At 67.2% G+C, this 25,176-nt stretch carries 24 protein-coding genes; 7 read left to right on the top strand and 17 right to left on the bottom strand.

What is annotated here, in order from left to right:
• Positions 1-30: 30 nt before the first annotated feature.
• Genes IPV08_RS00220 through IPV08_RS00210 form a run of 3 tightly spaced genes read right to left on the bottom strand, consistent with a single transcriptional unit; the run spans position 31 to position 4,121 of the window.
• The gene (locus tag IPV08_RS00220) at positions 31-1,167 is read right to left on the bottom strand and encodes a glycosyltransferase (RefSeq protein WP_207410376.1); all 1,137 of its coding nucleotides are present in this window, start codon (positions 1,165-1,167) and stop codon (positions 31-33) included.
• Between the two features lie 22 nt (positions 1,168-1,189).
• The gene (locus IPV08_RS00215; RefSeq protein ID WP_207409909.1) at positions 1,190-2,077 is read right to left on the bottom strand and encodes a galactosyltransferase-related protein; all 888 of its coding nucleotides are present in this window, start codon (positions 2,075-2,077) and stop codon (positions 1,190-1,192) included.
• Positions 2,067-4,121: an HAD-IIB family hydrolase gene (locus IPV08_RS00210; protein WP_207409901.1), complete on the bottom strand. Its 2,055-nt coding sequence runs from the start codon at positions 4,119-4,121 to the stop codon at positions 2,067-2,069. Before IPV08_RS00210 ends, IPV08_RS00215 begins: the two co-directional genes overlap by 11 nt.
• A gap of 60 nt (positions 4,122-4,181) precedes the next feature.
• Between IPV08_RS00210 and IPV08_RS00205 the strand changes: the two genes are divergently transcribed.
• Both IPV08_RS00205 and IPV08_RS00200 read left to right on the top strand, forming a co-directional pair.
• Positions 4,182-5,222 carry a glycosyltransferase gene (locus IPV08_RS00205; RefSeq protein WP_207409900.1) on the top strand — a complete coding sequence of 347 codons (1,041 nt, stop codon included), beginning with the start codon at positions 4,182-4,184 and terminating at the stop codon, positions 5,220-5,222.
• Positions 5,222-6,430 (top strand): glycosyltransferase family 4 protein, encoded by a 1,209-nt coding sequence (locus IPV08_RS00200; protein WP_207409898.1) that lies wholly within the window; start codon positions 5,222-5,224, stop codon positions 6,428-6,430. The genes IPV08_RS00205 and IPV08_RS00200 overlap by 1 nt, the downstream gene beginning before the upstream one ends.
• Here IPV08_RS00200 and IPV08_RS00195 read toward each other — a convergent pair.
• On the bottom strand, positions 6,418-7,401 hold the full coding sequence (locus IPV08_RS00195; protein ID WP_207410374.1) for a hypothetical protein: 984 nt from the start codon (positions 7,399-7,401) through the stop codon (positions 6,418-6,420). The two genes, IPV08_RS00200 and IPV08_RS00195, sit on opposite strands and share 13 nt — an antisense overlap.
• An 80-nt stretch (positions 7,402-7,481) precedes the next feature.
• On the opposite strand from IPV08_RS00195, the gene IPV08_RS00190 reads away from it, so the two are divergent.
• Positions 7,482-8,111, top strand: coding sequence for a hypothetical protein (locus IPV08_RS00190; protein ID WP_207410372.1), 630 nt, complete (start codon positions 7,482-7,484; stop codon positions 8,109-8,111).
• Positions 8,112-8,157: 46 nt separating this feature from the next.
• Positions 8,158-8,802: a hypothetical protein gene (locus IPV08_RS00185; RefSeq protein ID WP_207409896.1), complete on the top strand. Its 645-nt coding sequence runs from the start codon at positions 8,158-8,160 to the stop codon at positions 8,800-8,802.
• 97 nt (positions 8,803-8,899) lie between these two features.
• Here IPV08_RS00185 and IPV08_RS00180 read toward each other — a convergent pair whose 3' ends face one another.
• A complete protein-coding gene (locus IPV08_RS00180; RefSeq protein WP_207409894.1) occupies positions 8,900-9,808 on the bottom strand; it encodes a LysR family transcriptional regulator in 909 nt (302 codons plus the stop codon).
• 89 nt (positions 9,809-9,897) lie between these two features.
• Here IPV08_RS00180 and IPV08_RS00175 point away from each other — a divergent pair, with 89 nt between their 5' ends.
• Positions 9,898-10,341, top strand: coding sequence for a PACE efflux transporter (locus IPV08_RS00175; RefSeq protein WP_207410370.1), 444 nt, complete (start codon positions 9,898-9,900; stop codon positions 10,339-10,341).
• Between the two features lie 80 nt (positions 10,342-10,421).
• On the opposite strand, the gene IPV08_RS00170 is transcribed toward IPV08_RS00175, so the two are convergent.
• The 8 genes from IPV08_RS00170 to IPV08_RS00135 form a co-directional block, all read right to left on the bottom strand.
• Positions 10,422-11,315, bottom strand: a complete 894-nt coding sequence (locus tag IPV08_RS00170; RefSeq protein ID WP_207409892.1) for a hypothetical protein — start codon at positions 11,313-11,315, stop codon at positions 10,422-10,424.
• Between the two features lie 164 nt (positions 11,316-11,479).
• Entirely contained in the window at positions 11,480-12,175 is a 696-nt protein-coding gene (locus IPV08_RS00165) for a response regulator transcription factor (RefSeq protein ID WP_207409889.1), read from the bottom strand.
• Positions 12,172-14,886 (bottom strand): sensor histidine kinase KdpD, encoded by a 2,715-nt coding sequence (locus IPV08_RS00160; RefSeq protein ID WP_207409887.1) that lies wholly within the window; start codon positions 14,884-14,886, stop codon positions 12,172-12,174. The genes IPV08_RS00165 and IPV08_RS00160 overlap by 4 nt, the downstream gene beginning before the upstream one ends.
• A 37-nt stretch (positions 14,887-14,923) precedes the next feature.
• Positions 14,924-15,529 carry a K(+)-transporting ATPase subunit C gene (locus IPV08_RS00155; RefSeq protein ID WP_207409885.1) on the bottom strand — a complete coding sequence of 202 codons (606 nt, stop codon included), beginning with the start codon at positions 15,527-15,529 and terminating at the stop codon, positions 14,924-14,926.
• A gap of 53 nt (positions 15,530-15,582) precedes the next feature.
• The gene (gene kdpB, locus IPV08_RS00150; protein ID WP_207409883.1) at positions 15,583-17,676 is read right to left on the bottom strand and encodes a potassium-transporting ATPase subunit KdpB; all 2,094 of its coding nucleotides are present in this window, start codon (positions 17,674-17,676) and stop codon (positions 15,583-15,585) included.
• Between the two features lie 50 nt (positions 17,677-17,726).
• The gene (locus tag IPV08_RS00145) at positions 17,727-17,948 is read right to left on the bottom strand and encodes a hypothetical protein (protein ID WP_207409881.1); all 222 of its coding nucleotides are present in this window, start codon (positions 17,946-17,948) and stop codon (positions 17,727-17,729) included.
• Between the two features lies 1 nt (position 17,949).
• Entirely contained in the window at positions 17,950-19,665 is a 1,716-nt protein-coding gene (kdpA, locus tag IPV08_RS00140) for a potassium-transporting ATPase subunit KdpA (protein ID WP_207409879.1), read from the bottom strand.
• Positions 19,666-19,677: 12 nt separating this feature from the next.
• Positions 19,678-19,767, bottom strand: a complete 90-nt coding sequence (locus tag IPV08_RS00135; RefSeq protein WP_056423457.1) for a K(+)-transporting ATPase subunit F — start codon at positions 19,765-19,767, stop codon at positions 19,678-19,680.
• Positions 19,768-20,193: 426 nt separating this feature from the next.
• Here IPV08_RS00135 and IPV08_RS00130 point away from each other — a divergent pair, with 426 nt between their 5' ends.
• The gene (locus IPV08_RS00130) at positions 20,194-20,406 is read left to right on the top strand and encodes a DUF4287 domain-containing protein (protein ID WP_207409877.1); all 213 of its coding nucleotides are present in this window, start codon (positions 20,194-20,196) and stop codon (positions 20,404-20,406) included.
• A 38-nt stretch (positions 20,407-20,444) separates the two neighbouring features.
• Here the strand turns inward: IPV08_RS00130 and IPV08_RS00125 are convergent, their stop codons facing one another.
• Positions 20,445-21,359: a LysR family transcriptional regulator gene (locus tag IPV08_RS00125; protein ID WP_207409875.1), complete on the bottom strand. Its 915-nt coding sequence runs from the start codon at positions 21,357-21,359 to the stop codon at positions 20,445-20,447.
• 96 nt (positions 21,360-21,455) lie between these two features.
• Between IPV08_RS00125 and IPV08_RS00120 the strand changes: the two genes are divergently transcribed.
• Positions 21,456-22,583: an aldo/keto reductase gene (locus IPV08_RS00120; protein WP_207409873.1), complete on the top strand. Its 1,128-nt coding sequence runs from the start codon at positions 21,456-21,458 to the stop codon at positions 22,581-22,583.
• Between the two features lie 176 nt (positions 22,584-22,759).
• Here the strand turns inward: IPV08_RS00120 and IPV08_RS00115 are convergent, their stop codons facing one another.
• The 3 genes from IPV08_RS00115 to IPV08_RS00105 all read right to left on the bottom strand — a co-directional run bounded on the left by IPV08_RS00115 (position 22,760) and on the right by IPV08_RS00105 (position 25,118).
• Positions 22,760-23,125: an exopolysaccharide production protein YjbE gene (locus tag IPV08_RS00115; RefSeq protein ID WP_207409871.1), complete on the bottom strand. Its 366-nt coding sequence runs from the start codon at positions 23,123-23,125 to the stop codon at positions 22,760-22,762.
• 494 nt (positions 23,126-23,619) lie between these two features.
• Positions 23,620-24,783 (bottom strand): MFS transporter, encoded by a 1,164-nt coding sequence (locus tag IPV08_RS00110; protein ID WP_246747697.1) that lies wholly within the window; start codon positions 24,781-24,783, stop codon positions 23,620-23,622.
• Complete coding sequence (locus tag IPV08_RS00105) at positions 24,780-25,118, bottom strand: antibiotic biosynthesis monooxygenase (RefSeq protein WP_207409869.1); 339 nt, start codon at positions 25,116-25,118, stop codon at positions 24,780-24,782. The genes IPV08_RS00110 and IPV08_RS00105 overlap by 4 nt, the downstream gene beginning before the upstream one ends.
• Positions 25,119-25,176: the final 58 nt, after the last annotated feature.

Below are 25,176 nucleotides of genomic sequence, written 5' to 3'. Positions count from 1 at the left end.
GCGGGTTTCAACGATGGGGTCGAGGGGCATTCAGCCTGCGGCAACGACGGTGAGCGCGGGACGCTCCGCTGCGCCCTGCCAGAGTTCGTCGGTCAGCCCTTCGAGCCAGCCGGCGGCACGACGGGCGGCGTCCGGCGCGTAAAGGCTGCGCAAGGGACCGGGGTCGAGGGCGCGAGCCCGGTCGAGGAGATCGCGCCAGCCCTTGAGGTCGCCTGGCCAGACCGGGGCCTGGACGGCGGCACCAAGCCGGACCAGGGCCTCGGCTTTGCGGGTCTGCTCACCGAAGTAGCGCCATTCCGGCATGACGATCAGGCGCCCGCCGACGCGCGCGACCTCGTGGATCGTGTTGTCGCCCGCCGACGCCACGACGATGTCGGCCGCGGCGAGATAATCGGTCACCGAGGGTACCCAGCCGAGTTCGCGCAGGTTGGAGAAATCCGTCTCGTGCCCCTCGCGGTGGGTGGGCCCGAGAGTCAGCCAAAGGGCTTCGGGCGCGGCGCGTGCGGCCACCGTCAGGGGGGCGTAGGGGGTGCCACTGCCCCCTCCCCCCGTGACCGCGACGACGATCTCGCGGTCGGGGTCGAGGCCGAGCTTCGCACGTGCCTCGGCGCGGCCCAGGACTCCGTCGACGCTGGTGCAAAGGCCGCCGCTGTAGAAAGTCTTGGCCCGCAGCTGAGCCGGGTAGTCGTCCTGTTCCATGCGTTCGTCGAACGGGGCCAGCATGCCGACACAGGCCTCGTAGGCGCCCAGATGGCCAATGTCGGAGCGGTCCCCGTGCATGCGAATCTGCACCGCCGGAACGCTGGCGATGCGCGCGAGCAGCGCGATCTCTGCGGAGACGTCGACCACGAACAGGCCGACGTCACGTTCGTCGAGATGGTCGAGGATCCGCCGCATGGTCCGGCGCATCTCGGTGAGGCCGAGGGGCACGCAGTGCATCACCTGCGGCGTCGGCTCCGCATAGAGTCGCGCGGTCGGTACCTCGGCGCCGATCATGTTCGGCAGCGTCACGATCTCGATATCGCGGGAAAACCCCTCGAACAGCTGCGGGCCGGCGGTGAGCACAGAGACGGGCCGGTCGCGTGCGAACTCGGCCGCCAACGCCATCGTGCGGTTGGCATGGCCGCGTCCCTGGTGGTGGACGAAGAACGCGATGGGCTTCTTGATCGATGTCACGGGTCGCATTTCGTCAGGAGTAAAGGGCGTCGGGCCGCAGGGCGGCGGCGATTTCGGCGGTACTCGGATGGCGGATGACCCGGATTTCGGGGGAGTCCGCGTCCCAGGCGATCAATCCGGCGGCCTCAAACTGACCGAGCCAGTAGGTCATGCACCAGCGTCCATGCGCCCGGCGGAAGCGGGTGGCATTGGCGAGGATGGGCTCGAAATGCTGCAGCGGCGGCACGTGGACCGGGTGGTGCTGATGATAGGCGCGCGCCCCCGCGACCCAGAACGTCGGGAGACCGGAAGCGTCGAGGCGGGTGGCGAGGTCGGTCTCCTCGCCGCCATAGCCGGCATAGGCCTCGTCCATGCCGCCGACGGCGCGCCAGGCGCGGGCCGGCAGCGCGAAGGACAGGCCCCAGAGTTGGCCGGGATCGGGCTCCCGGCGCAGGCCCGTTCGCGGGACCGCCGGCCGTGCCGGATGTGCCCGGCCGTGTCGGGCCAAAGCCGCGTCGTCGGAAGCCGTCTCCGCATCCAACCCCGGCGGCAGATAAAGCACCTCGCCGAGGAAGAGGCCGTCCGTCTCCGATGCGGCCCGGCGATAGGCACCGACGAGGCCGGGCGAGGCAATGCAGTCCACGTCGAGGAAAACCAGCAGGTCTCCGGTGGCGGCCTCGGCTGCGCGGTTGCGGGCGGCGGCCAGCGGCATCGGCTCCCCGGCCACGAGAATATGGCGCACGGGGCAGCCCGGATCGGGCAAGTCCGCCTCCGGTTCTGGCTGCATCCAGGCGATCACGAGCTCATGTGGCCGCACGGACTGCCGGGTCAATCCACGCATCAGATTGCGCAGGCGGTCGGCCCGGCCGCGCACGAGCGTGAGCACGCTCGCGGAAGGCCGGTCCAAAGGCTCAGCCCGCATCGACCAGCATCCTGCGGAAATGGCCGACGCCTTCGATGATGCCACGGGCGTGCGAGGTCCGGGCGACGTAGGAATGCTTCAGGGCCGCATGGCTCGCCAGGTCGTCGGAATAATTGGCGACGATGATGGCCTGCGCCTCGGCGCGCAGCATCTCCACGTCGTTTCCGGAATCGCCCGCCACGAACACGGCTCTCTCCGGCAAGCCGTAGAGGGCGCGGACATGGCGCACCGCGGTGCCCTTGGATGCCGCCACCGGCAGGACATCGAGGTAGCGTCCATGGCTGTGGATCACGTTGGCGCGGAGGTCCGCTTGCGCGAGGCGGTTTCGTACCGCCTCAGCCGCCGCGGCATCCCCGAAATAGCTCAGCTTGTGCCCGCGCTGCTCCAGCCCCCCCTGGGGCACGAGCCCATCGAGACTGCTGAGCACCGCCTGCATGCCGGCACGGTCCCACCCGGTCGAGACGGCGTCGCGCCAAGCCAGATCGGCCGTGTAGGTCACGCCGTTGGGGTCGAGATGGTAGATCTCGGACCCCACCGAGGTGATCATCACCTGCGGGCGCGGACTGGCCTGCTGCTCGAGGATCGCCATGGCGCTGTGAAAGGAGCGACCGGTGGCGACACCGAAGGCCAAACCTGCCTGCCAGCTGCGCCAGCGCCGGAAGATGCCGAGCGCCGCCTCGCAACCCACCAGCGTGTTGTCGATATCGCAGATCAGCAATTGCCTTGGCTCCGCCATGGGCGGCTCGGGCGCCAGGAGTGCCCGCAGTAGGTCGTGGTAGCGCGCCGCATGCTGATCCCAGTCATAGGCGGCGGCCGCGTGCGCGCCTCCCGCCACACACCGCGCGTAGAGGTCGGGCTCGCCGAGGATGCGCAGGCACGCGGCCGCGATCGCGTCGGGCGCGCGCGGATCGACGAGGAGACCGTTGCCGCAGGTCTCGACGATGTCGTTGGGACCGCCGCTATCGGTGGCGACCAGCGGCAACCCCGACGCCGAGGCTTCCAACAATGTCAGACCGAACGGCTCGTTGAGGGCGGGATTGACGAACAGGCCGCCGCGCACGCGGGCATAGGCGTAGATCGCCGGCACATCCTCCGGGTCGTGAGTCTTCGGATAGGCGACGCGTCCGTAGAGATCGTAGCGGTCGATCAGCACCAGAATCTCACGCAGGGTGGCGGCCATGTCGCCGTCGAGCGCATCGATGTCCTCGCGCGTGCCGGCCATGAGGACGAGGTTGGCGCGGGACTGCAGGGCCGGGCTTTCGCCATAGGCCCGCAGCAGCGCCGCCAGATTCTTGCGCGCCACCGGCCGGGCGAGTGCCAACAGGGCGGGCTTCCCGGGATCCTGCAGAAAGCGGTCGATGGTGGCATCGACCCGCGAAAGGGGCACGGCAGACGCGAACCGTGCGAGATCGCTGCCCGGTGGCAGGACCCGGATGCGTCCGGGATCGTAGGCGACGTATCCGGCATATTGCACTTCCGCCTCGTCCCGGGACGAGGCGATGACGAGACTGGCGCTAGCCAGCGCCTCCTCTTCTGCAGCGATGCGGTGGGCGAGATCGGCGGAGGTCTCCGCTCCTACACCCAACATCGATGCCTTGACCCGCCCGAGCGAATGGGCGGTGAACACGAAGGGAATCCCGAGTTCGTCCTCGACGAGCCTCGCGACCGAGGCGGCATCGGCGTAATGGGCATGGATCATGTCCGGCGCCCGAGGCTGCCGTGCGATCCAGTCCATGAGGCTCTGGGCGAAGCTCGCCACCTCCTCGTGCATCTCCTCCTTGGCGCGATAGACGGGGGACGCGCTCGCGAGCCGCACGAGCTCCACCTTGTCGGAGATGCGCTCTTCGGGCACGGCGTAATCCGGCCCATGCGTGCCGTCGAACAGACGTGTCGCCATGACGATCCTGTCGATGCCGGGATCCTGTGACGAGGCCGCCACGAGATCGAGCAGGTAGCGGATATGGCCGCCGGTATCGGCGGTGAGCCCAAACACCACTCCGCCGCCGCGCAGGCAGCCCTGAAGGGCGATATGCAAGATAAACATCAGGCCGACAGCGTTGTAAGCGCGCTGAGACAAGCAAATTCTGTAGTTGAGGTCCGCTCCGTGATTCGCGTCGCCCAAGTCGCCCCGAACATTTTCCCTGTTCCTCCCGAGCATCACGGTGGCACGGAGCGGGTCATTCATGACCTCAGCACGGCACTACGAAACCTCAGCGTCGAAATAACGCTGTTCGCGCCGTCCGACAGTGCGACAGACTTACCACGCATCGGCGACCATCCCAGTCTGGCGGCCCTCGAAAGCCGTCACGGTCGCGTTGCACCCGGCGTCCCTGCGGCGCTCGATGCGCTGCAATTGGAGGCGCTGCGGCTGCGGATGGACGAGTTCGACATCATCCATTGCCACGGCGATTTCTCGCATGCGGCGCTCCTCGGAGCCCGCCGGCGGCACAGCCTGACCACAATCCACTGGCGGGTGGACGAGCTCGACCGGGCGCTGTTCTTCGCAGGGTTTCCCGACCTGCCGGTCGCGGCGATCTCGGCGGCACAAGAGGCGGGTATTCCGGCCTCCAACCGGGCCGGGATCGTCCATCACGGCATCGCGCGGGACCGCTACGGCTTGCAGACGCAGCCCGGCGACCATGTCGCCTTCGTCGGTCGGATGACCGACCAGAAGCGGCCGGACACCGCCATCCGTGTCGCGCGCGCCGCCGGCCTGCCGATCCGGCTCGGCGGCACGATCGACGTCGGCAACCCCGACTATTTCGAACGCCACGTGCGCCCGCTCCTCGGCGAGGACGCGACCTATCTCGGTCCCGTGGACGATTCCCGGAAGGCGGATCTCCTGGGAAGCGCGCGGGCTCTGCTCTTCCCCATCGACTGGCCCGAGCCCTTCGGCCTCGTGATGATCGAGGCGATGGCCTGTGGCACGCCAGTGATCGCCTGGAACCGCGGCTCGGTGCCGGAGATCGTCGAGGACGGCGTGACCGGCTTCGTCGTCTCCTCCGAGGCCGAGGCGGTGGAGGCCCTGGGCCGGATCGGCCGCCTCGACCGCGCCGTCATCCGCCGCCGCTTCGAGGCGCGCTTCACCGCCGAGCGCATGGCGGCCGATTACCTCGCCGTCTATCGCCGCCTGCTTGCTGCCTGATGCGCGTTGCGCTCCTCACGTGGGATTATCCGCCGGCACCGAGCGGTCTCTCGACCGCCGCCCGGGAGATCGCCGAAAGCCTCGCCGAGGCCGGCGTCGACGTCACGGTCTTCACCCTCGACCGCGTCGGCCGCGAACGGGTCGAGGGCGTGACGGTTGCGGGGATTGGCCTGCCGCCGGACGGCGGGCTGGCCCGCCTGCGCCGCTGGGGTTCGGCCGGGCACCTCGCCGCGCCGTTTGCCTTCCGCCATGCCATCCTCGCCGACCATGCCCGAGCTCCCTTCGGCGTCGTGGAGGCAACGAACTGGTACGCCCCCGCCGCGCTGCTGACCGGCCGCCGAGACCTGCCGCTGGTCACGCGCAGTTCGACGCCCGCCGCTTTCACGCGCCCGCCCGCCGGCTCGTTGCGCGATGGCCTGGACGGAAGAGCCGCCGATGCCCTCGAACGCCGCCAGGGACGCGGCAGCGCCGGGTTGATCGCCAACACCGTCGAGCACGGGGCCGTGATCGCCCGAGCCTACGGCCTGTCCGGCCGACAGCCGGAGGCAGTGATCGGCCTCAGCCTGCCGCCGGAGATCACGGCAGCGGCGCGCGCCGCGCCCTACCCGGAGGATGAAGGGCCGGTACGCCTGCTCTTCGTCGGCCGGGCAGAAGCACGGAAAGGCTTCGACGCGCTTCTCGCTGCGGTCGCGATCCTAGCCGAGGAAGCGAGGCGCGGCGCCGTGCCCGCCTTCGTGCTCGATCTCGTCGGCGTGCCGGCAACGGATCTCCCGGCCGACATTCCTGAAGCGGCGCGGGCCTGCATTCGCGCACGCGGCCGGGTGCCCGCGGAAGACCTCGCCGACGCCTATGCCGAGGCGCACGCAGTGCTCGCCCCCTCGCGCTACGAGAGCTTCGGCCTCGTCTATCAGGAGGCCCTCGCCTATGGCCGGCCGGTGGTGGCCTGTGCGCAGGACGCGAGCGCGCGCAGGTTCGTAGGCGGGCCCGGCGCCGGGCCGCTGGCCAAGGAGGCTACCGGCCCGGCCCTGGCCGATGTCGTTCGTCCGCTGCTGGCCGATCCGGCTCTGCGCCGCACTTATCGGACCAACGCACTGGCGGCGGCTGGCCGCTTCAGCCGGGAGGTGCTCGCCAGAGATACCCTCGACCTCTACGCCCGGGCCATCGCGGCGGCCCAGGCCCACGGGTCAGCGCGGCCTCACTCCCGGTAGGGCTGCAGCAGCGCGGCCTCCTCCTCGGGACGTCCGCGTCCCGGGTCCAGGCTCTCGTAGCGCCGTGAACGCGCCAGGACATGGGCCCGGCTCAGACGGTGCTCGATCGCCCCGTGCAGGGCGATGAAGCTGCGTGGCCAGCCGCCGTCGAGGACCGGCCGCTCATGCACGCGGCCCGCATAGCGCACGGACTTGCGATTGAGCCGATACTGCACGTCCGGGTAGACGTCCGAGAGGATGCCGTCGACACGGTTCCGGCGCGCCAAGCCGACGGAGAGGACGTCGTCCGCCTCCGCCATGGCAGCCAGCGCCGGAAGGAGCTGGCCGGAATCGGCAGTGAGGCTCTCGTCGGCATCGAGCTGTAGCATCCAGGGATTGCGGGCGAGATCCTGAAGGACGTTGCGCTGCGTACTGAAATCACCGTCCATGGGCCGGGCGCCCACCCGCACGGCACTCGGTGGAAATCCGGCCTTGGGCACGGCTCGCGGCGGATGCGCCGGCGCGTCGAGCAGGATCACGACATCGTCGGTCCAGCCCGCATGGCTCGCCACGTTAGCCAGGACGGCGTCGAGCTCGGGCGGCCGGCAGAGCAGGCCCAGGGAGACCGGCACTCCCGCCGCCCCGTCGAGGGCGTAGAGGTTCGCCCGCGCGGCACGGTCGCTATGGGGATGCCGAAGGTCGGTCCGACCCTCGTCGTCGAGCGCACGAACGCCAAGGCCGAAGCCGGTCGCGGCACTGCGCAGGGTGTAGAGATCCAACCCGTAGCCCCCCTCCGGGTCGGGAAGGAAGATCGGGCCCGAAAGGCGCTCGGCGAGATCCGCGCGGCATCCCTGACGCTCTGCATCCGCCGCCAGCAGGAGGCCGCAGGACGCGCAGGCGAGCGGAAAGGCGCGGCGGCGTCCACCCGGATAGATGAGGTGCCGGTCGGTCGGCTGCAGCATGGGGGCGCCACAGACAAAGCATCGACGCATCATCGGTCCCCCTCCCCGCTCGCACCTTGCCGCGCGGGTCCGACGCCATACCTCCGCTGTTCCTCGTACCCCTGCCGCAAGTGAACACCCAGGTCGACTCCCCCCTCTCCCGCGACGTGCTGCGGTTACCGGATTCGCCGCTCGCCATCGTCGGCAACGCGCCGGGAATCGAGGCCGCCGCCGCCATCGACGCCGCCGCCTCTGTCGTGCGCTTCAACAACGCGGCGGGTTTCGGCGGGAGCACCGGCTTCCGGGTCACGCACCTCGCCCTGGTCAATCGCGGTGGACAGATGCGCGAATGGCTGGCCGACCCGCGCTTCCTCGATCGCCCCGTCGTCCGGTGCGCCGAAGCGTTCATCCTGCCATTCCCGATGCTCGCCGCAGAGGAGAACCGGCCTGAACAGATGTGCTGGACCCGCGAGGTGCTGGCCTTGCTGTCTCCCCTCGGCAAACCGGTCCACGTGCTGTCCGAAGATCTGCACCGCGAGGGGCGGCGTCGCCTCGCGCCTGGCACCACGGGACGGCCGAACCCCAGCACCGGATTCCTCGTGACGCTAGCGCTCCTCCTCGGCCGGCGACCACAATCCGAGCCGGTCGATGCCTATGGCTTCGGCTTTGCCGGCTGGCCCGGCCATCCCTGGGCCGCCGAACGCGCGTGGTTCGCAGAGGCCGAGGCGGCCGGGCGGCTCCGCCTGCACACCTCCGAATGAACCGCCCATCCCTGGGCCGGGCTCCTCACAAGACCGAGTTTCCCACATGACCACGCTGATCACCGTCCTGAAGGGCGGAGGCCGTTACGACGCGACCTGGGTCGAGCGCCTCGCTCGCGGCGTGCGCCGCCACGCCCCGGCCTTCGACAGGATACTCTGCCTGACGGACCTTCCCCTCGCCATGGCCGGTGTAGAGCGCGTGGCGCTCCGGCACGATTGGCCAGCATGGTGGGCGAAGATGGAGGCGTTTCGCCCCGGCCTGACGCAGGGAACGACGGTTTTGTGCGACCTCGACACCGTCTTCACCGGGCCGGCCGACGCCCTCGCCTCGCCGGGATTGGCCGCGATGGAGGATTATTTCCACAAGGGCCGTCTCTCCAGCGCCCTGATGCGCTGGGAGGGCGGCGAACTGGACTTCCTTTCCACCGCCTTTACGGCGGCCCCTGCGCGCTGGATGGAGGCGGGGTCATGCGGACCGGTCCCGAACGCCGTGCACGGCGATCAGGTCGTCATCGACCACCTGCTACGACGGGAAGGCGTGCGCCCGGACTATATCCAGCGCCTTCACCCGAACCTGCTCGATTTCTACGACCCGCGCCGGGCCGATCACGGTCCGGTGGTGATCTTCATCGGCGATGCGAAGCCGGACAATGCGGCCGGCCCGGTCCGCGCGGCATGGGAACGGCCTTGACCCGTCTCGTGCCACCGGTCCGGTTCCCGCTCATGAAGGGCTGATTGCCCCGCGATTGTAAGGCGTCCTCCACCGGGACGAGTTCGCATTCCGTCCCTCACCCTGCTTGGCTACCGTTCGACAGGGTGCCGACCCTTTCCGCCGCGAAGCGCTCGCGCAGCCAAGCCGCAGCGGGGCCGCAGGGGCGCTGCTTGTGCCAGACCAGTTCCAGGGCGATCGGCCAATCGCCTTTGTCGAATTGCAGGTCCGGCGTGACGAGGTACGGCGCGGTCTGAGACGCCGCGATGACGTGGTCGGTGACGAAGGCCCAGCCGATCCCGTGTTTTACCAGTTCGAGGATCACCCAATGGCTCTCCACCCACCAGACCTCGGCGGCCACCCGCAGGCGGCGCTTTTCCGGCCCGTCGCTGCGCGCGGCGACGAGGATCTGGCGGTGGCGCTTCAGTTCCTCCCACTCCACGCGTGCTTTCGCCAGCGGGTGATCGCATCCGCAGACGAGCTTGAGCGGTACCCAGCCGATGGTCTGGAAGCCCAGTTCCGTGGGTAGGACCTCCTGGCGCCACATCACACCGAGATCGGCGGCTCCGGATTGAACCATGCGGCTGACATCCTCCATCAGCGGGAAGAGCAGTTCCAGTTCCACGAAGGGGAAATGCCGCGCGAAATCGGCGAAGAGGGCGCCGAGCGCATGTTCGGGGTAGAGTTCGTCGATGGCGACCACCAGCCGGTTCTCCACCCGCCGCTCCAGGCTGCTCGCCACGCCGATGAGATGCTCCCGCCTGTCGAGCACCACGCGCGCTTCGAGCAGCAGCCGCTCTCCCGCCGGTGTGAGCACCGGGTTCCTGCCCGCCCGGCTGAATAACGCCACGCCCAGATCCGTCTCCAGGTTCGCCACCTGGGTGCTGATGGCCGACTGCGCCTTTCGCAATGTCCGGGCTGCGCCGGAGAAGGACCCGGCCTCGGCCGCTGCCACGAAGGCCTGAAGCTGGTCGAGTGAGACGGCCATCTATCTGGATCCGAGATACATACCAACTTGATGCTTTGGGTATCGCAGATAGGAAGCGGTCAACCAACGAGATTGTTCAAGGTATGACCATGCGCAGCACACGCGACCGTATCCGCCACGCCCTCCTGTTCGAGATGTTCGGGCTCGCGCTGATCATCCCGTTCGGTACCGTGCTGTTCGGATTGCACGCCTCCGATATGGGAATGATCGGCGTGGGCAGCGCCGTGATCGCAACGGCCTGGAATTACGTCTACAATCTCGGTTTCGATCGAGCCATGCAACGACTCGCCGGTCACACGCGAAAGAGCCTCCCCCTGCGAGTGGGGCACGCCGTTCTGTTCGAGGCAGGTCTGCTCATGATCATGCTGCCGCCGATCGCCTGGTATCTCGGGATCGGCCTCGCGCAAGCCTTCTTCATGGATCTCGCGATCGCGGCTTTCTACGTGGTCTACGCCTTCCTCTTCAATCTCGGCTATGACCGAGCCTTCCCATTGCGGAGCTGGAGCGAGACCGCGGCGGAGCCGTGCCGCTGAGCGGCGCCCGTCGCCTGCAGCAGAGACCCAGGCTTCGAAAGTGCACCCTGGGGGCGGATCGGCGACGATCCCCCCTGCTTTCAGACGGATTCCGCGCTCCTGACGGGCCGTTGCTCACGCGAAACGAAATTCGAGACGATGGCTGAAAATTCGGGCGTGCGCAGGTAACCGTAGGATTTATGGTGGTTCGGCTCCCCGCCGGGACGCCGGTACGCATTCATGACTCTCCGGTCGTCGATGCGGATGCCGGTCTCGTTTGGTGAGTAGTCCGTCGCCAGATCACCCATGATGGCGACGACGTCTTCTCCATCGGCGAGGTTCGTCCAAGCCGCGACGTTGTTCGGCACGCGTAATGTGTCGTGCTCGGCCTCGAATTTGAGCTTCACCTTCGCCAGGCCCAATGGCGACGCCGCCGTGACGAGGTGGTCGATCCTCAATGATGGTTCGTCCCGTTCCAGCATCCGCAAGACGTCGTAGGCGATGACCGACCCCATCGAATGGGCGACAAGAAGGATGCGATGGGCGCTGAATGCCTTCAGGCGTTCGATCAGCCGCGTGCGAACCCGACGGGCGAAGTCCTGTTCGGCGTGATAGTGCCAGAGGTCGTCGAAGCGATGTTCGAGAATGACATCGTCGACGAGGGTCACGCCGGTTGCCTCCTCGACGGCGTCGATCCCGGCATAGACCGGCGCCAACATGGCGTTGGTGGTGAGCGTCGGCGCGGTCTCCCCGCGTGGTAGAGGTCCCGTCCCCTCGTAAGGCCGGTACGGCTCGCGGTTGCCATCCCCGGACAGCGGCGCGTCGTAGCGAAGATCGGCCCAGTAGACGAAGTCGAACGCGAAGTGGGGATCGGCGATGCCTTCGTTGCGAACGAGGCCCTCGTCGATGGCCGCCTTCCACCATCGCGTTTTCTCATCTGCGGGTGGTTTGTTCGCGAGACCGTGGATGCCGATAACGACGCAATCGCGCTCCATAGGTCCGGAAGGTTCCTCTCGATGAAGGCGCGCGCTTCACCACGCCCGCCTTTGTCAGGTCGGTCCATGAACGCGAATCCCCGGATTTCGATGCATGGCGAAAGGTGAAGTTGGCGACGCATGCCCATCGCCCACGCAGCCGTCGGTGCTTGCGTCAGGGCATGTCAGGTCCGGGCATCGTCCTCCGGCGCGCGCAGGCGGTAGCCGATTCCGGTCTCGGTGAGGAGGATGCGCGGCCGCTCGGGATCGGCCTCCAGCTTGAGGCGAAGCTGGCGCATGTAGACGCGCAGGTATTGCGGGTCCGACGAGGTCGAAACCTCCTTCATGAGTTGGGCGTGGGTGAGTGCCTTGCCGGCATGCTGGATCAGCACGCGCAGGAAATCGTACTCGCGCGGGGTGAGCTTCACTTCCGCTCCGCGCACCCGGACGATGCGGCGCACGAGATCGACGCTGAGGCCATCGACCTCGAACAGGGCACGCTCACCCTGGACGGCGAGCTGATGCCGAAGGGCCGCACGGATGCGGGCGAGGAGTTCGCCCATACCGAAGGGTTTCGTCACGTAATCGTCGGCCCCGAGATCCAGAGCTTCGACCTTGCCCGGCTCGTCATCGCGGCTCGACAGGACGACCACCGGCAGGTCGCGATGGTCTTCGCGAATGCGGCGCAAGAGGTCGTGCCCCCGCATGTCCGGCAGCCCGAGGTCGAGGATGATGAGGTCGATCGCCTCCTTGGCCAGGAGGTCGAGGGCGATGCGGGCGTTCGGCGCCTCGAAGATCGCGTAGCCCTGGGTCGCGAGCCCCATGCGCAGCAATTTGCGGATCGGCGGTTCGTCGTCGATGACGAGGATGTTCAGGCTCATGCGGCGAGATCCGCCCGGCTGTGTCCGGGCACCGGCAGGACGATGGTAAAGATCGCGCCGAGGCGGTCACGGCGGTTTCCCGCCGTCATTGCGCCACCCATGGCCTCGACGAAACCGCGTGCGATGGGGAGGCCGAGCCCCGTTCCCGCCCTTACGCTGTCGCCTTTGCGGACGCGATAGAACTTGTCGAACACGCGTTCGACATCGACCTCAGGCAGGCCGTCGCCCTCGTCGAGCACCGCGAGGTGAACCCGCCCCCCCTCGGTCGAGCCCCGGACGGTGACGGTGGACTCCTCCGGGGCATATTTGGCGGCGTTGTCGAGGAGGTTGACCAGCACCTGCTCGAACAGGACGGGGTCGAGGCGCAGGGCCGGCAAACCCGCCGGCAGATCCAGCACGACGCGGTGTCCTACCAGAATGGGACCGAGGCGACGCAGGGCCGTGTCTACGATCTCGGCGACGTCCTGCAGGGTGAGGTTGGCAGCGACCGCTCCCGCCTCGAGCCGTGTCATGTCGAGGAGGTTGACGATGAAGCGGTTCAGACGCTCCGATTCCGCGATGACGGTCGTGAGCAGGTCGGCCTTGGCCTCGTGGGCCAAAGCCCCATCGAGGTCGCGCAGGGTCGTGGCCGCCCCCAGCACCGAAGCGAGCGGCGTGCGCAGATCGTGCGAGATCGAGGTGAGCAGTGCTTGGCGCAGGCGGTCGGTCTCGGCGGCGCGCTCGGCGCGGTCGAGATCCTCCACGAGGCGGACGCGCTCGATGGCGAGCGCCGCCATATCGGCCAAAGTGTCGAACAGGCGTCGTTCCTCCGGGGTGAGGATGGGGCCGATGCGATCCGCATCGAGGCCGATCACGCCGACGATGCCGCGCCCCGTGCGCATCGGCAGGAAGAGCCGCCTGGCGCCCGGCAGGGTGTCGGCGCCGCGTCCCGCCGGCCTTTCGTTGTCGAAGGCCCATTTCGCCGCGCCGAAATCGGCCGCATCCAGCCTGTCCTCGGGTGGGAAGCCGGCGCGCACCGAGACGACGTCGTTCTCGGGCAACAGGAGCACGACGCGGACCTTGAGCATGGCGGCGATCTGGGCCGAGGTGGCCCAGAGCACGTCGTCGAGGGTTCCGCAGCCGGCGAGCTTGCGGCTGAAACCGTAGAGTCGCTCCGTTGCACGGGCACGCCCTTGCGAGACCCTGGCCTCCCGGCGGGTCTGCGAGGCGAGGTTCGAGACCACCACGGCCACCACCGTAAAGAGCAGGAACGCGGCGACGTTGGTCGGGTCGGCGATGGTGAGTGTGTAGACCGGCGGGAGAAAGAAGAAGTTGTAGGAGAGCGAGGCGGCCAGCACCGCGGCCAGCGACGGCCCCAGCCCGAGGCGCACCGCCACCGCCACCACCGCGGTCAACAGAATGAGGTCGGCATTCTCGACGCCGAGATAGGGTTGCAAAACGAGCGCGAGCCCGAGCCCTAAAGCCGTGGCGGTCAGGGCGAGGACATAGTGGCCGGGACTGAAGGCACGCACGGCCGGGGCCGTCGCCACCGTCTTCGGCGGAACCGGACCTGGCTCGATCGCCTCGCCGGCGATGACGTGGATACTGATCGTGCCGGAGCGCCGGACGATATCGTGCACCACCGAGCCATGGAACAGCTCGAACAAGGGCGAGCGGTCGGCCTTGCCGAGAATGATGTGGTTGACGTTCGCCGAGCGGGCATAGGCGAGGATGTCGTCGGCGACGCGACGGCCACCCGGGATCGTCACGGCATCGCCGCCGAGGCGGTCGGCGAGGCGCAGGGTGTCGGCGATGCGGTCGCGCGCGGCCTCGTCGAGGGAGAGGGTTCGAGGGCCCTCGACCGTGATGGCGGTCCAGGGCGCGTGCAGCCGGTCCGCGAGACGTTTGGCGTGGCGCACGAGGCCGGCCGAGCGCGGATCCTCACTGATACAGACGAGGACCCGTTCGCCCGCGCCCCACGGACCCGCGATGGCATTGGCCCGCATGTGGCTGAGAAGTTCGTCATCGACCCGGTCGGCGGTGCGGCGGAGCGCGAGTTCCCGCAGGGCCGTAAGATTGCCCCGGGAAAAGTAGTGTTTCAGCGCGCGCTCGGCGTTCCCCTTCACGTAGACTTTGCCGTCGCGCAGACGCTGGATCAGGTCGTCGGGGCTGAGATCGACCACCTCGATGTCGTCGGCCCGGTCCAAGACACCGTCCGGCACGGTTTCCCGCACGCGGATGCGGGTGATCTGGGCGACGACGTCGTTGAGGCTCTCGACATGCTGGATGTTGAGAGTGGTGTAGACGTCGATGCCGGCGTCGAGGAGTTCCTCGACGTCCTGGTAGCGCTTGGGATGGCGCGAGCCGGGCGCGTTGGTGTGGGCGAGCTCGTCCACGAGGGCCAGGGCGGGCCGACGCAGGAGCAAGGCGTCGAGGTCCATCTCATCCAGCATCGTGCCGTGATACGCGATGGAATGCCGGGCCATCACCTCGAAGCCCTCGACGAGAGTCTCGGTCTCGGACCGGCCATGTGTCTCGACCACGCCAACGACGACGTCCGTCCCGGCCTTGAGCCGAGCACGTCCGACGGTCAGCATCTCGTAGGTCTTGCCGACGCCAGGAGCCGCCCCGAGGAACACCTTGAGGCGGCCGTGATGTCCCTCTTCCCGGCGGACGGCCTCGAGCAGCGCTTCGGGCGAGGGACGGTCCGGATCGCGATGAGGCTTCAGCATGGGCGGCCCGACATGCGGAAAGAATGACGCGGCAAGATTATCTTGGCTTCAGATCGTCCAGGGCGAGGTTGAGGGCAAGGACGTTCACGCGCGGCTCGCCGAGGATGCCGACGAGCCGGCCATGGATCTGAGCCTCCACGAGGGAGCGCACCCTGTCCTCCGATAGGCCGCGCTCCCTGGCGACGCGGGGAACCTGGAACTGGGCCGCGTCCGGCGAGATGTCCGGATCGAGGCCCGAACCGCTCGCAGTGACGAGATCGACCGGTACCGGCTGGCCGGGATTCCCGTCCTTCAGAGCGTCGAGGTCACCCTTGACCCGTTCCGCCAGGACGGCGCTCGTCGGACCGAGGTTCGAGCCCGAGGAATTCGCGGCATTGTAGGGCGACGGGACAGTCTTGGTGGAATCGGCCGGGTCGGCGGCGCTCGTCGCCGAGGGCCGACCGTGAAAATACCCGGCACCCGTGAAAGACTGTCCGATCAGGCTGGAGCCGACGATCCTGCCGTCGCGCTCGATCAGGCTGCCGGCGGCCTTAGCCGGGAAGATCGCCCCCGCGAGGCCGGTCATCGCGAGGGGATAGGCGAGCCCCGTAAGTGCCGTCAGGGCGATCAGCAGGACGAAAGCGGGGCGAAGCTGGGTCAACATGGACGTATGCCTGTCGTGAGTTGGCTTGGCTGCTCGGACGAGGTGCGGGGAGATCAGACGAGGTGAAGCGCGGTGATGGCGAGATCGATGGCCTTGATGCCGATGAACGGCACCAGGATACCGCCGAGGCCGTAGATCAGGAGGTTGCGCCGCAGAAGCGCGCCAGCTCCGACCGCGCGGTAGGACACACCGCGCAGCGCCAGCGGGATCAGCACGACGATGATGAGCGCATTGAAGATGATCGCCGACAGGATCGCGCTCTCGGGCGAGGCCAGCCGCATGACGTTGAGCGCCCCAAGCTGCGGGTAGAGCACGAGGAACATCGCCGGGATGATAGCGAAGTACTTGGCGACATCGTTGGCGATGGAGAACGTGGTCAGCGCGCCCCGCGTCATCAGCAGTTGCTTGCCGATGCCGACGATCTCGATGAGCTTGGTCGGATCGGAATCGAGGTCGACCATGTTGCCGGCTTCGCGGGCCGCTACCGTACCGGTATTCATGGCAACGCCGACATCGGCCTGGGCAAGCGCCGGGGCGTCGTTGGTTCCGTCACCGCACATGGCCACGAGCTTGCCCTGGGACTGTTCCTTGCGGATCAGGGCCAGCTTGTCCTCTGGCGTGGCCTGGGCCAGGAAATCGTCCACGCCGGCCTCGGCCGCGATGGCCGCCGCCGTCATCGGGTTGTCGCCGGTGATCATCACCGTTCGGATGCCCATCTGGCGCAACTCGGCGAAGCGCTCGCGGATGCCGCCCTTCACGATGTCCTTCAGGTAGACGACGCCGAGCAGCTGCCCGTCGCGTGCCACAGCGAGCGGTGTCCCGCCGGCCTTCGCGACGTCGTCGGCAATGGCCTGGATCTCACGCACGATGTCGGTGGCGGGTCCGGGGGCGTAGGCCAGGGCGGTGTTCGATCCGCGCGCGGCCACGGGCTGAGGGCTCACCGAGGCGATGATCGACTCCACCGCGCCCTTGCGGATCGAGGAACCGTCGACATCGACGCCGCTCATTCGCGTTTGGGCGGTGAAGGGCACGAAGGTGGCGTTCAGGCTTCCCATGTCGCGGGCGCGGATGCCGTACTTGTCCTTGGCCAGCACCACGATGGAACGGCCCTCGGGCGTCTCGTCCGCCAGCGAAGCGAGCTGGGCGGCGTCGGCCAGATCCTGTTCGGAAACACCGCGCACGGGTCGGAACTCAGTGGCTTGCCGGTTGCCCAGAGTGATGGTCCCGGTCTTGTCGAGGAGCAGGGTATCGACGTCACCGGCCGCCTCCACGGCACGGCCCGACATGGCGAGCACATTGAACCGGACCAGCCGGTCCATCCCGGCGATGCCGATGGCCGAGAGGAGCGCGCCGATCGTCGTCGGGATCAGCGTGACGAACAGCGCGACGAGAACGATGACCGGGATCGCGCCGCCGGCATAGCTCGCGAAACTCGGGATGCTCGCCACCGCGAACAGAAAGACGAGGGTCAGGCCGGCGAGCAGGATGTTGAGCGCGATCTCATTGGGGGTCTTCTGGCGGGAGGCGCCCTCCACCAGGGCGATCATGCGGTCGACGAAGGTCGAGCCGGCGGCAGCGGTGATGCGCACGCGGATCTCGTCGGAGAGCACCTGAGTGCCCCCGGTGACGGCCGAGCGGTCGCCGCCGGATTCGCGGATGACCGGGGCGGATTCGCCGGTGATGGCCGCCTCGTTGACGGAGGCGACGCCGGCTATGACCTCGCCATCGGATGGGATCAGATCCCCCGCCTCCACCAGCACCACATCACCGACCTTGAGTGACGTGCCCGGAACGGTCTCGACCTCGCGGCCGGAGCCGGTGAGGCGCTTGGCCGTCATCTCGGTCCGGGTGCGGCGCAGGCTGTCCGCCTGCGCTTTACCACGCCCCTCCGCGAGGGCTTCGGCGAAATTGGCGAAGATCAGGGTGAACCAGAGCCACAGGATGATCTGACCGGAAAAGGCGAGGTTGGCCCCGCTGGTGAGAACGTCGCGAGCGAAGAGGATCGTGGTCAGGGCAGCCACGACCTCGACCACGAACATGACCGGGTTGCGGATCATCCTGCGGGGATCGAGCTTGGTCAGGGCGCCAAGGAGTGCCGGCCCGACGAGGGAGGCGCTGAACAGGCTGGAGGAGTTTGGGCGGGCCATTGCGGTTGTCCGATAGGGAGGCATTTGGGGGCGGCGCCGTCGAGCGGAGCTCAGGGTGCCAGCGCGCGGGTCAGCAGGTCGGCTCCTGCCATGATGCAGAGGGCGCCGAGGAGGATCAGGCCGAGCATGCCGAGGATCACATCCGAAATGCGGAGGTCGTGGCGGTCTCGTTGAACCCGGCTCCAGGTCGGGGGACGGGGTCGGTGCAGGGCGAGCGCCCGGCGGACGACGGATCGATTCGGCGCGGAGTGGGGAAGCGACAGGCGACGCATCTCAGCCCCCCGCCGGAAATGTCTGCCCGAGGCCGCCGGCGAGGTGCTCCACCACCGGTCCGAGAGCGAGCGCCGGGAAGAAGGTCAGTCCACCAACGATGAGGATCACTCCCACCAGCAGTCCGACGAACAGGCCGCCATGGGTCGGGAAGGTCCCGGCCGAGGCCGGCACGGTCTTCTTGGCTGCCAGCGATCCCGAGATGGCCAGCGCCGGGATGATGACGAAGAAGCGACCGAACAGCATGCCGAGGCCGAGGGTGGTGTTGTAGAAGGTCGTGTTGGCCGTGAGCCCGCCGAAAGCGGAGCCATTATTGGCCGCCGCCGAGGTGAAGGCGTAGAGGATCTCCGAAAAGCCGTGCGGTCCGGCATTGGCGGGCCCCGCGAGGCCGGCCGCGACGACGGTGGCCAGCGCCGTGAAGCCCAGCATCATCAGGGGCAGGCACAGGATGGCGAGCATCGCCATCTTGACCTCGCGGCCCTCGATCTTCTTGCCGAGATATTCCGGCGTACGGCCCACCATGAGACCGGCCACGAAGATCGTCACGATGACGAAGACCAGGATGCCGTAGAGACCCGCACCGACGCCGCCGACGATGATCTCGCCGAGTTCCATGTTGATCAGCGGGATCATGCCGCCGAGCGCCGTGAAGCTGTCATGCATCGCGTTGACCGCGCCACAGGAGGCCGCCGTGGTGATGGCGGCGAATAGTGAAGAGCCGAGAATCCCGAAGCGGACCTCCTTGCCCTCCATGTTGCCCCCGGTGAGGCCGAGGCCGTTGAGGACGGGGCTGCCCGCGCTTTCGGCCCAGTAGACGATGGCGGTTCCAGCCAGGAACAGCGCGCCCATGGCGGCGAGGATGGCCCAACCCTGGCGCTCGTCACCGACCATGCGGCCGAACACATTGGTCATCGCCGCACCGAGGGCGAAGATCGAGACCATCTGGACGAAGTTCGAGAGCGCGGTGGGGTTCTCGAAAGGATGCGCGGCGTTGGCGTTGAAGAAGCCGCCGCCATTGGTGCCCAGCATCTTGATGGCGACCTGGCTGGCCACGGGGCCGACCGCGAGGGTCTGCTTCGCGCCCTCCAGAGTGGTCGCCTCGACGGCGCCGGAAAGCGTCTGGGGGATGCCCTGCCAGACGTAGAACAGCGTCAGCACCATGCAGAGCGGGAGCAGCAGGTAGAGGGTCGTGCGGGTCAAATCGACCCAGAACGAGCCCACGGTTTTCGCCGAGGCCCGTGAAAAGCCACGCACGAGCGCGACGGCGAGCGCGATACCGGTGGCGGCCGAAAGGAAGTTCTGGTGCGTCAGGCCCAGCATCTGCGTGAGGTACGACAGCGTCGTCTCGCCACCATAGGATTGCCAGTTGGTGTTGGTGACGAAGCTCGTCGCGGTGTTGAAGGCGAGGTCCGGCGCGACGCCGGCTTGTCCGTCCGGGTTGAACGGCAGCAGCGCCTGGACGCGCAGCAGCGCGTAGAGGGTCAGGAAGCCGAGGACGTGAAAGGCGAGCATTGCCGACGCGTAGGCCAGCCAGTGTTGCTCCTGCTCGGCATCGATGCCGGCGACGCGGTAGAGTCCGCGCTCGACGGGTGAGAGCACGGGCGAGAGCAGCGTACGCTCGCCCGTGAAGACACGGGACATGTAGCCGCCAAGCGGACGGGCAAGCGCGACGACGACCGCGCAGAACAGCGCGATCTGGAACCAGCCGTTGAGACTCATCGGGGAATTCCTTCAGAACCGCTCGGGGCGGACGAGGGCGTAGGTGAGGTATCCGAGCAGCCCTAGGGTCACGAGGGCGCCCAGCATCAGGTCGAGGGTCATGGCGGGGGCCTCAGAGGCGTTCGCAGAGGCCGGCGTAGCCGGCGGCCAGGCCGAAGAAGCCGAGGCCCAGGGCAATGAAGGTGAGATCGAGCATGGAGCGTCCGTTTCGGTTCGGCGCGCCGGTGCCGTGACCGGTCGCGCTCGCCCTCCGATGTGGCTCGGAACCGCATTAGGGTTCGAGAGGGACGCGAGGACGATCTTATAAGGATCGCATGAGGATTCGTGCCGTCTTGGATGCCGAGGGCGGTCCCGTGGCAGGACCAGTGCATGGTCCCCATCGGACGCCCGGCACTGAATCCGACGGGCTCCGGGCAATCCGTACCGGCATTTGCGGTCCCGCCGCCGCGCCGACTCATGCGAAGAGGTTGCGATCCAGGCGATTTTTGGTGAAGCTGATACCGGTCAATGCGTGGGAAAAACGCTCACATGTCTACCGAGGCCACCAAGGGACCTGCGTCTTACTTTCCATCCATCGAGAAGAAGTACGGACGCCCGATCGGTGACTGGCAACAATTGGTGAGAGACCGACTTCCCGCCAAGCACATGGAACTGGTGTCGATGCTGAAGGAAGAGCACGGAATGGGTCACGGTCACGCCAACGCGATCGTCGCTCATGTGCTGTCCGCGCAGAACGCGTAGCCGACCCCGGCCGGCGCTGCGACGTGGCAGCACCGCCCTCATTCCGCTGGATCGCGTGGTTCGGAATTCTTCCACCGCAACCTATCGACCAATGCCCGAAGCGCGGGCGAGATCTGGCGGTTGGGAAAGTAGAGATGACAGCCTGGAAATGGCGGGCACCAATCGTCCAGCACCTGGATCAACCGGCCGGCCGCCACATCCTCTACGACATCCGTCTCCAGCATGTAGCCGAGGCCCGCGCCCGCACGTATCGCGGAGGCTGCCAGCGCGCCATCATTGACGATGAACTGGCCGCCTGCGCGCACGCGTATGTCGCGTCGGTCCCGAGCGAACTCCCATGGCAGGAGACCGCCTCCGCCGATAAGACGGTAGCTGACGCAATTGTGGTGCTCCAGATCGGCCGGGGTCTCGGGCCGAGGATGGCGTGCGAAGTAATCCGGCGTGCCGACGACCACCGTGCGGAGATCGGGGCCGACGCGCACCGCCACCATGTCGCCTTCCACGGCTTCGCCGAAGCGGATCCCTGCGTCGAAGCCGGCAGCGACCAGATCGGCGAGACGGTCGTCGACGAGAACCTCGACGGAGATCGCCGGATGGTCGAGGAGGAATTGGGGAAGCGACGGTTCGAGGATCGTGCGGGCGGCGTAGGAAAACGTGGTGAGCCGGATGGTACCCGAAGGCTCGCTCCGCCAGTCGGCGAGCGCCGCGAGTCCCCGAGCGATCTCTTCCAGCGCCGGGTTGATCGTGCGCAGGAGCCGGTCGCCGGCTGGCGTCGGGGCGACGCTCCGCGTCGTGCGTGCGAGAAGGCGAACACCGAGACGCGTCTCCAATCCACGAATCGCGTGGCTGAGGGCCGAGGGCGAAAGGCCGAGTTCGGCCGCCGCGCGGGTGAAGCTGCAGACGCGCGCCACGGCCACGAAGGCCGCCAGATCGTCGAGATCGCCGCGCCGCATTGATGCATTCCGCTCACGAACCCATGCCGACCAGCGGAGCTAATCGCCGGGTTGCCACGACCCTATCCTCATCTCGGTGATTAGCGAGGTGCAACAATGGATCTGACGCATTATCGGACGCTCGGCCGCTCGGGCCTGGCCGTGAGCCCCCTGGCGCTGGGCACCATGACCTTCGGCACGGCACGCTGGGGCCTCGACGAAGACGGCAGCCGCGCAGTGTTCGATGCCTATGTCGCGCAAGGCGGCAACTTCGTCGACACAGCCGACATCTACGCGAGCGGCGCCAGCGAGACGATGCTCGGCCGCTTCGTCGCCGAGCGGGGCCTGCGCGACCAAATCGTTCTCTCCACCAAGTCGGGTTTCGCCGCTGGGAACGCACCGCATGCGGGTGGCTGCGGTGCCAAGCATGTCCACGCCGCAATCGACGGATCGCTTCGCCGCCTGGGAACGGATTATGTCGACTTGTACTGGCTGCACGTCTGGGACGGACTCACGCCGGCTGAGGAACTGCTCGAGACGATGGCCGGCCTCGTTCGGTCGGGCAAGATTCGCTACTGGGGCTTGTCGAATACACCTGCCTGGTACGCGGCCAAGCTCGCGACGCTCGCTTCCGTGCGTGGCCTGCCGGGACCGATCGGGTTGCAGTATTTCTACTCGCTCGTGAACCGGGAGGTCGAGGACGAGCACATCCCGCTCGGTGCCGAGTTCGGCATGGGGATGGTGCCCTGGTCTCCCCTCGCCTACGGGCTGCTCACGGGCAAGTACGAACGTGCTTCCGTCGAGGCGGGCTCCCCGCGTGGCTCGGGGCTACCAACGGACACGGCCAAGGCTGGACAGGAGCGGACGGCCAAAGACAGACGTCTCGATGGCGCCAACCCCTTCGGGGACAGCCTGTTCACGCCACGCAATTGGGACATCGTGGACGCAGTGCGCCAGATCGCTAGCGAGATCGGCCAGCCCCCGGCACGGATCGCCCTGGCATGGGTCGTAGGCCAGCCGGGCGTGGCCTCGACCCTGATGGGCGTGAGCCGGCCGGCGCAGGTGAAGGACAACGTAGCGGCCCTCGACCTTACTTTATCGCCTGAGCATCGTGCCGCCCTCGACACTGTCAGCGCCTTCGCCGAACCACGCCTCATCTACGGCCTGTCCCGCCCCCCTTTGCAGCAGCAGGTCATCTTCGGTGGCAGTCGGGTCCACGCATCGACCGGGATGCTGCCCCTCTGAGCAGACCATGCGAACCTGATCCGGCACCGGATCCCGGCCACTTGCGACCCCGTGGCATTGCCGGGCGTGATACAGACGGGTTGAACCACGATCAGGCTTCACCACGTGACAATCCAAAAAACCCGCCACGGCGCGAACCGGGCGGGTCTGATGTCGGTATTATCGCGGATGGACGATCAGCAATCGTCGCCCTTCTTGCCGACGGCCTGATTCTCGCCGGCATTGTTCATTGCGCCAACGGTGCCCGGGGCGGCAGGCTGCTGGCCACCTGCGAGATTCTTGCTGCCGGGCTCCTCATTTCCCTTGGTGGCGGCAGCGCCCGCACCCGGCTTATCGCCGAGGCCCTGGTTGGCACCGACATTGTTCATCGCGCCGACGGTGCCTGGGGATGCAGGCTGCTCGCCACCAGCGAGATTCTTGCTGCCGGTATCGGACTTGGAGCTCTTATCGGTGGTTGAACCGGTATTGCATGGTGCAGCCAGAGTAGTCCCGGCCGTGAAAGCAAGAACCATTGCCGCGCCGGCGATCGCAGTAAACTTCATGGGGCGTCCCTCCAAGATCGGTGTCGGGAGGAATAATTCCGAGCCTCAATATTGGTTCCCGTCGAATGGGCCGCAGGTAATACCACTTGCCAATCTGCCCCCCAGTATCACCACCGAAGCAGGATGGAATTCATCACATCCGCAATCACCGAATCCGAGTGATCGAGAAGGCCGGAAAAAACCGGCTCCTCCGCCGCACATAACTGTGACGGCTAATCTTGTTCACAAGAACATGCCGGCACTGACGACGTTGGCGTTTCCTTCAGAAATCTAACCGGTGGGCGATACAGGCTTGCGTTATCGACATCGTCCCGTCTGACGATCGCGTCCATCGTGACATCGACGGTGTCTTCCAGGAAAGTACGTCCGGCCATGTCGAGGACATGCTCGTGGTCGTGCTGGGCATTCTCGCCGTGCCGACGAACGCTGAACAGCAAAGTCACGACGATCCTTCGTGATTGAGAGGGGCACACCCAACGACCAAGATGGCGCCGTCATGTGTTCGGCTCCAGCTTGGTCACCATGCACGATGCCGCTGCGACGGCTCCGGCCAGCAGGGCGATTCCAGCCCACGACAAGCGGCTCGGTCCGGCGGTTTCGAGGATGATCCCGCCCAGGACGGCTCCGCCGAAAATGGCGATATTCCAAGCCGTGACGATCATCGCCTGCGCCACATCGGCCGCTGGGCCTGCCGTACGTGCCGATGCAGTCTGGAGAACCGTCGCCGACCCGCCGAATGCCAGACCCCAGATCAATACGGCGCCATAGATCGCGAGGGACGCTCCACTCGTAACGGCAAGCGTGAAGGCCGCGACGATAAACAATCCGATCGCGGCGAAAAGCAAAGCCCGCAGCCATCTGTCGATCAGCACCCCCGTCAGTCCGATACTGACGAGTGCGGCCCCCCCGAAGACTAGTAGAACATCGTCGATCCGGTCGGTCATGCGGTAGTCGGCCAGGATGGGCGCGATGTAGGTGTAGAGGAGATTATGGGCCAGCACGAAGCAGAGCGTCACCGCCAGTACCGGCCGCACGCCCGGCACTGCAAAGACTTGAGTCAGCGATGGGCGTTGCGTTTCAGGTTCGCCAGGGAAATCCGGAACTTTTGCGATGATCCAGCCAACCAGTAGCAGCGCGATGAAGCTGAGCAGGCCGAAGGTGAGCCGCCAGCCGGCGAGCATGCCCAGAAACGTACCGGCAGGTACCCCGATAGAAAGTGCCACGGGCGTTCCTGCCATCGCCACGGCCATGGCTCGCCCCGCGAGACGGGGCGGTGCCATGCGAACCGCATAGCCAGCGAGGAGCGCCCATAGCAGGCCGGCGGATACCCCGCCGACAAAACGCGCCGCCATCGCGACGGCGAAACTCCCGGTCAGGGCCGTTATCAGGTTGGCGATCATGAACCCGACGATGGAGCCAAGCAGAAGCGGTCGTCGGCGCCAGCTTCGCGTCGCCGCGGTCAAAGGTATCGCAGCGAGGAGCGATCCCAAGGCGTAGACACTGATCCATTGGCCGGCCATGGCCTCGCTCACCCCCAGCGATCCCCCGATCTGCGGAAGAAGTCCGGCCGGCAGGGCCTCGGTCAGGATCGTGACGAAGCCTGCGACCGCCAGAGCACATAGCCCGGCCATCGGCAGCCGATCGGCTCGCGCCGTCATGCCGAAGCCCTCGGAAGTACAAGGTCGCCCACCGTGTAGGTGTGAAACTCGCTGGACGAAACAGTTTCGAGCGCCTGAAACTTGTCGATGAACACCGGATCGGAGAAGAAGATCTCAACATCTTTCGGATCTGATATCGCCTCGATATTCACGACGGTCAGTCCATCGGTGCTCCTGGCAAGGTTACTCCATAGAAATCCGGGCTTCCGCTCGGCCACATAGTGAACGACATCCTGGATGAGCCGGAACGCGTCTTCCTGCTTGCCAGGGTGAACGTGAATTACGTTGACGATGAAGGTGGTCGGGCTCGGCTGAATCGTGAAGGCGGGGATCATGTTCGCTTCCCTGGTTTTGCGAGGTCCAGGGGATAGCGACCGGACGGTTGCGGAAAGA

This window comes from Methylobacterium sp. SD274 (assembly GCF_017355285.1).
Classification (GTDB): Bacteria; Pseudomonadota; Alphaproteobacteria; order Rhizobiales; family Beijerinckiaceae; genus Methylobacterium.
The sequence above is the reverse complement of the archived record's forward strand: the minus strand, read 5'-3'. Positions and strand labels throughout refer to the sequence as shown.

Bases quoted from the DNA above. Each gene is read 5' to 3' on its own strand.
- IPV08_RS00120 (WP_207409873.1), top strand. From the start codon at position 21,456: ATGGATCTGACGCATTATCGGACGCTCGGCCGCTCGGGCCTGGCCGTG.
- IPV08_RS00185 (WP_207409896.1), top strand. From the start codon at position 8,158: ATGACCACGCTGATCACCGTCCTGAAGGGCGGAGGCCGTTACGACGCG.
- IPV08_RS00175 (WP_207410370.1), top strand. From the start codon at position 9,898: ATGCGCAGCACACGCGACCGTATCCGCCACGCCCTCCTGTTCGAGATG.
- IPV08_RS00210 (WP_207409901.1), bottom strand. From the start codon at position 4,121: ATGTTTATCTTGCATATCGCCCTTCAGGGCTGCCTGCGCGGCGGCGGA.
- IPV08_RS00135 (WP_056423457.1), bottom strand. From the start codon at position 19,767: ATGACCCTCGACCTGATGCTGGGCGCCCTCGTGACCCTAGGGCTGCTC.
- IPV08_RS00165 (WP_207409889.1), bottom strand. From the start codon at position 12,175: ATGAGCCTGAACATCCTCGTCATCGACGACGAACCGCCGATCCGCAAA.
- IPV08_RS00215 (WP_207409909.1), bottom strand. From the start codon at position 2,077: ATGCGGGCTGAGCCTTTGGACCGGCCTTCCGCGAGCGTGCTCACGCTC.
- IPV08_RS00105 (WP_207409869.1), bottom strand. From the start codon at position 25,118: ATGATCCCCGCCTTCACGATTCAGCCGAGCCCGACCACCTTCATCGTC.
- IPV08_RS00160 (WP_207409887.1), bottom strand. From the start codon at position 14,886: ATGCTGAAGCCTCATCGCGATCCGGACCGTCCCTCGCCCGAAGCGCTG.
- IPV08_RS00130 (WP_207409877.1), top strand. From the start codon at position 20,194: ATGTCTACCGAGGCCACCAAGGGACCTGCGTCTTACTTTCCATCCATC.
- kdpB (WP_207409883.1), bottom strand. From the start codon at position 17,676: ATGGCCCGCCCAAACTCCTCCAGCCTGTTCAGCGCCTCCCTCGTCGGG.
- kdpA (WP_207409879.1), bottom strand. From the start codon at position 19,665: ATGAGTCTCAACGGCTGGTTCCAGATCGCGCTGTTCTGCGCGGTCGTC.
- IPV08_RS00180 (WP_207409894.1), bottom strand. From the start codon at position 9,808: ATGGCCGTCTCACTCGACCAGCTTCAGGCCTTCGTGGCAGCGGCCGAG.
- IPV08_RS00155 (WP_207409885.1), bottom strand. From the start codon at position 15,529: ATGTTGACCCAGCTTCGCCCCGCTTTCGTCCTGCTGATCGCCCTGACG.
- IPV08_RS00145 (WP_207409881.1), bottom strand. From the start codon at position 17,948: ATGCGTCGCCTGTCGCTTCCCCACTCCGCGCCGAATCGATCCGTCGTC.
- IPV08_RS00110 (WP_246747697.1), bottom strand. From the start codon at position 24,783: ATGACGGCGCGAGCCGATCGGCTGCCGATGGCCGGGCTATGTGCTCTG.
- IPV08_RS00200 (WP_207409898.1), top strand. From the start codon at position 5,222: ATGCGCGTTGCGCTCCTCACGTGGGATTATCCGCCGGCACCGAGCGGT.
- IPV08_RS00170 (WP_207409892.1), bottom strand. From the start codon at position 11,315: ATGGAGCGCGATTGCGTCGTTATCGGCATCCACGGTCTCGCGAACAAA.
- IPV08_RS00195 (WP_207410374.1), bottom strand. From the start codon at position 7,401: ATGCGTCGATGCTTTGTCTGTGGCGCCCCCATGCTGCAGCCGACCGAC.
- IPV08_RS00125 (WP_207409875.1), bottom strand. From the start codon at position 21,359: ATGCGGCGCGGCGATCTCGACGATCTGGCGGCCTTCGTGGCCGTGGCG.
- IPV08_RS00115 (WP_207409871.1), bottom strand. From the start codon at position 23,125: ATGAAGTTTACTGCGATCGCCGGCGCGGCAATGGTTCTTGCTTTCACG.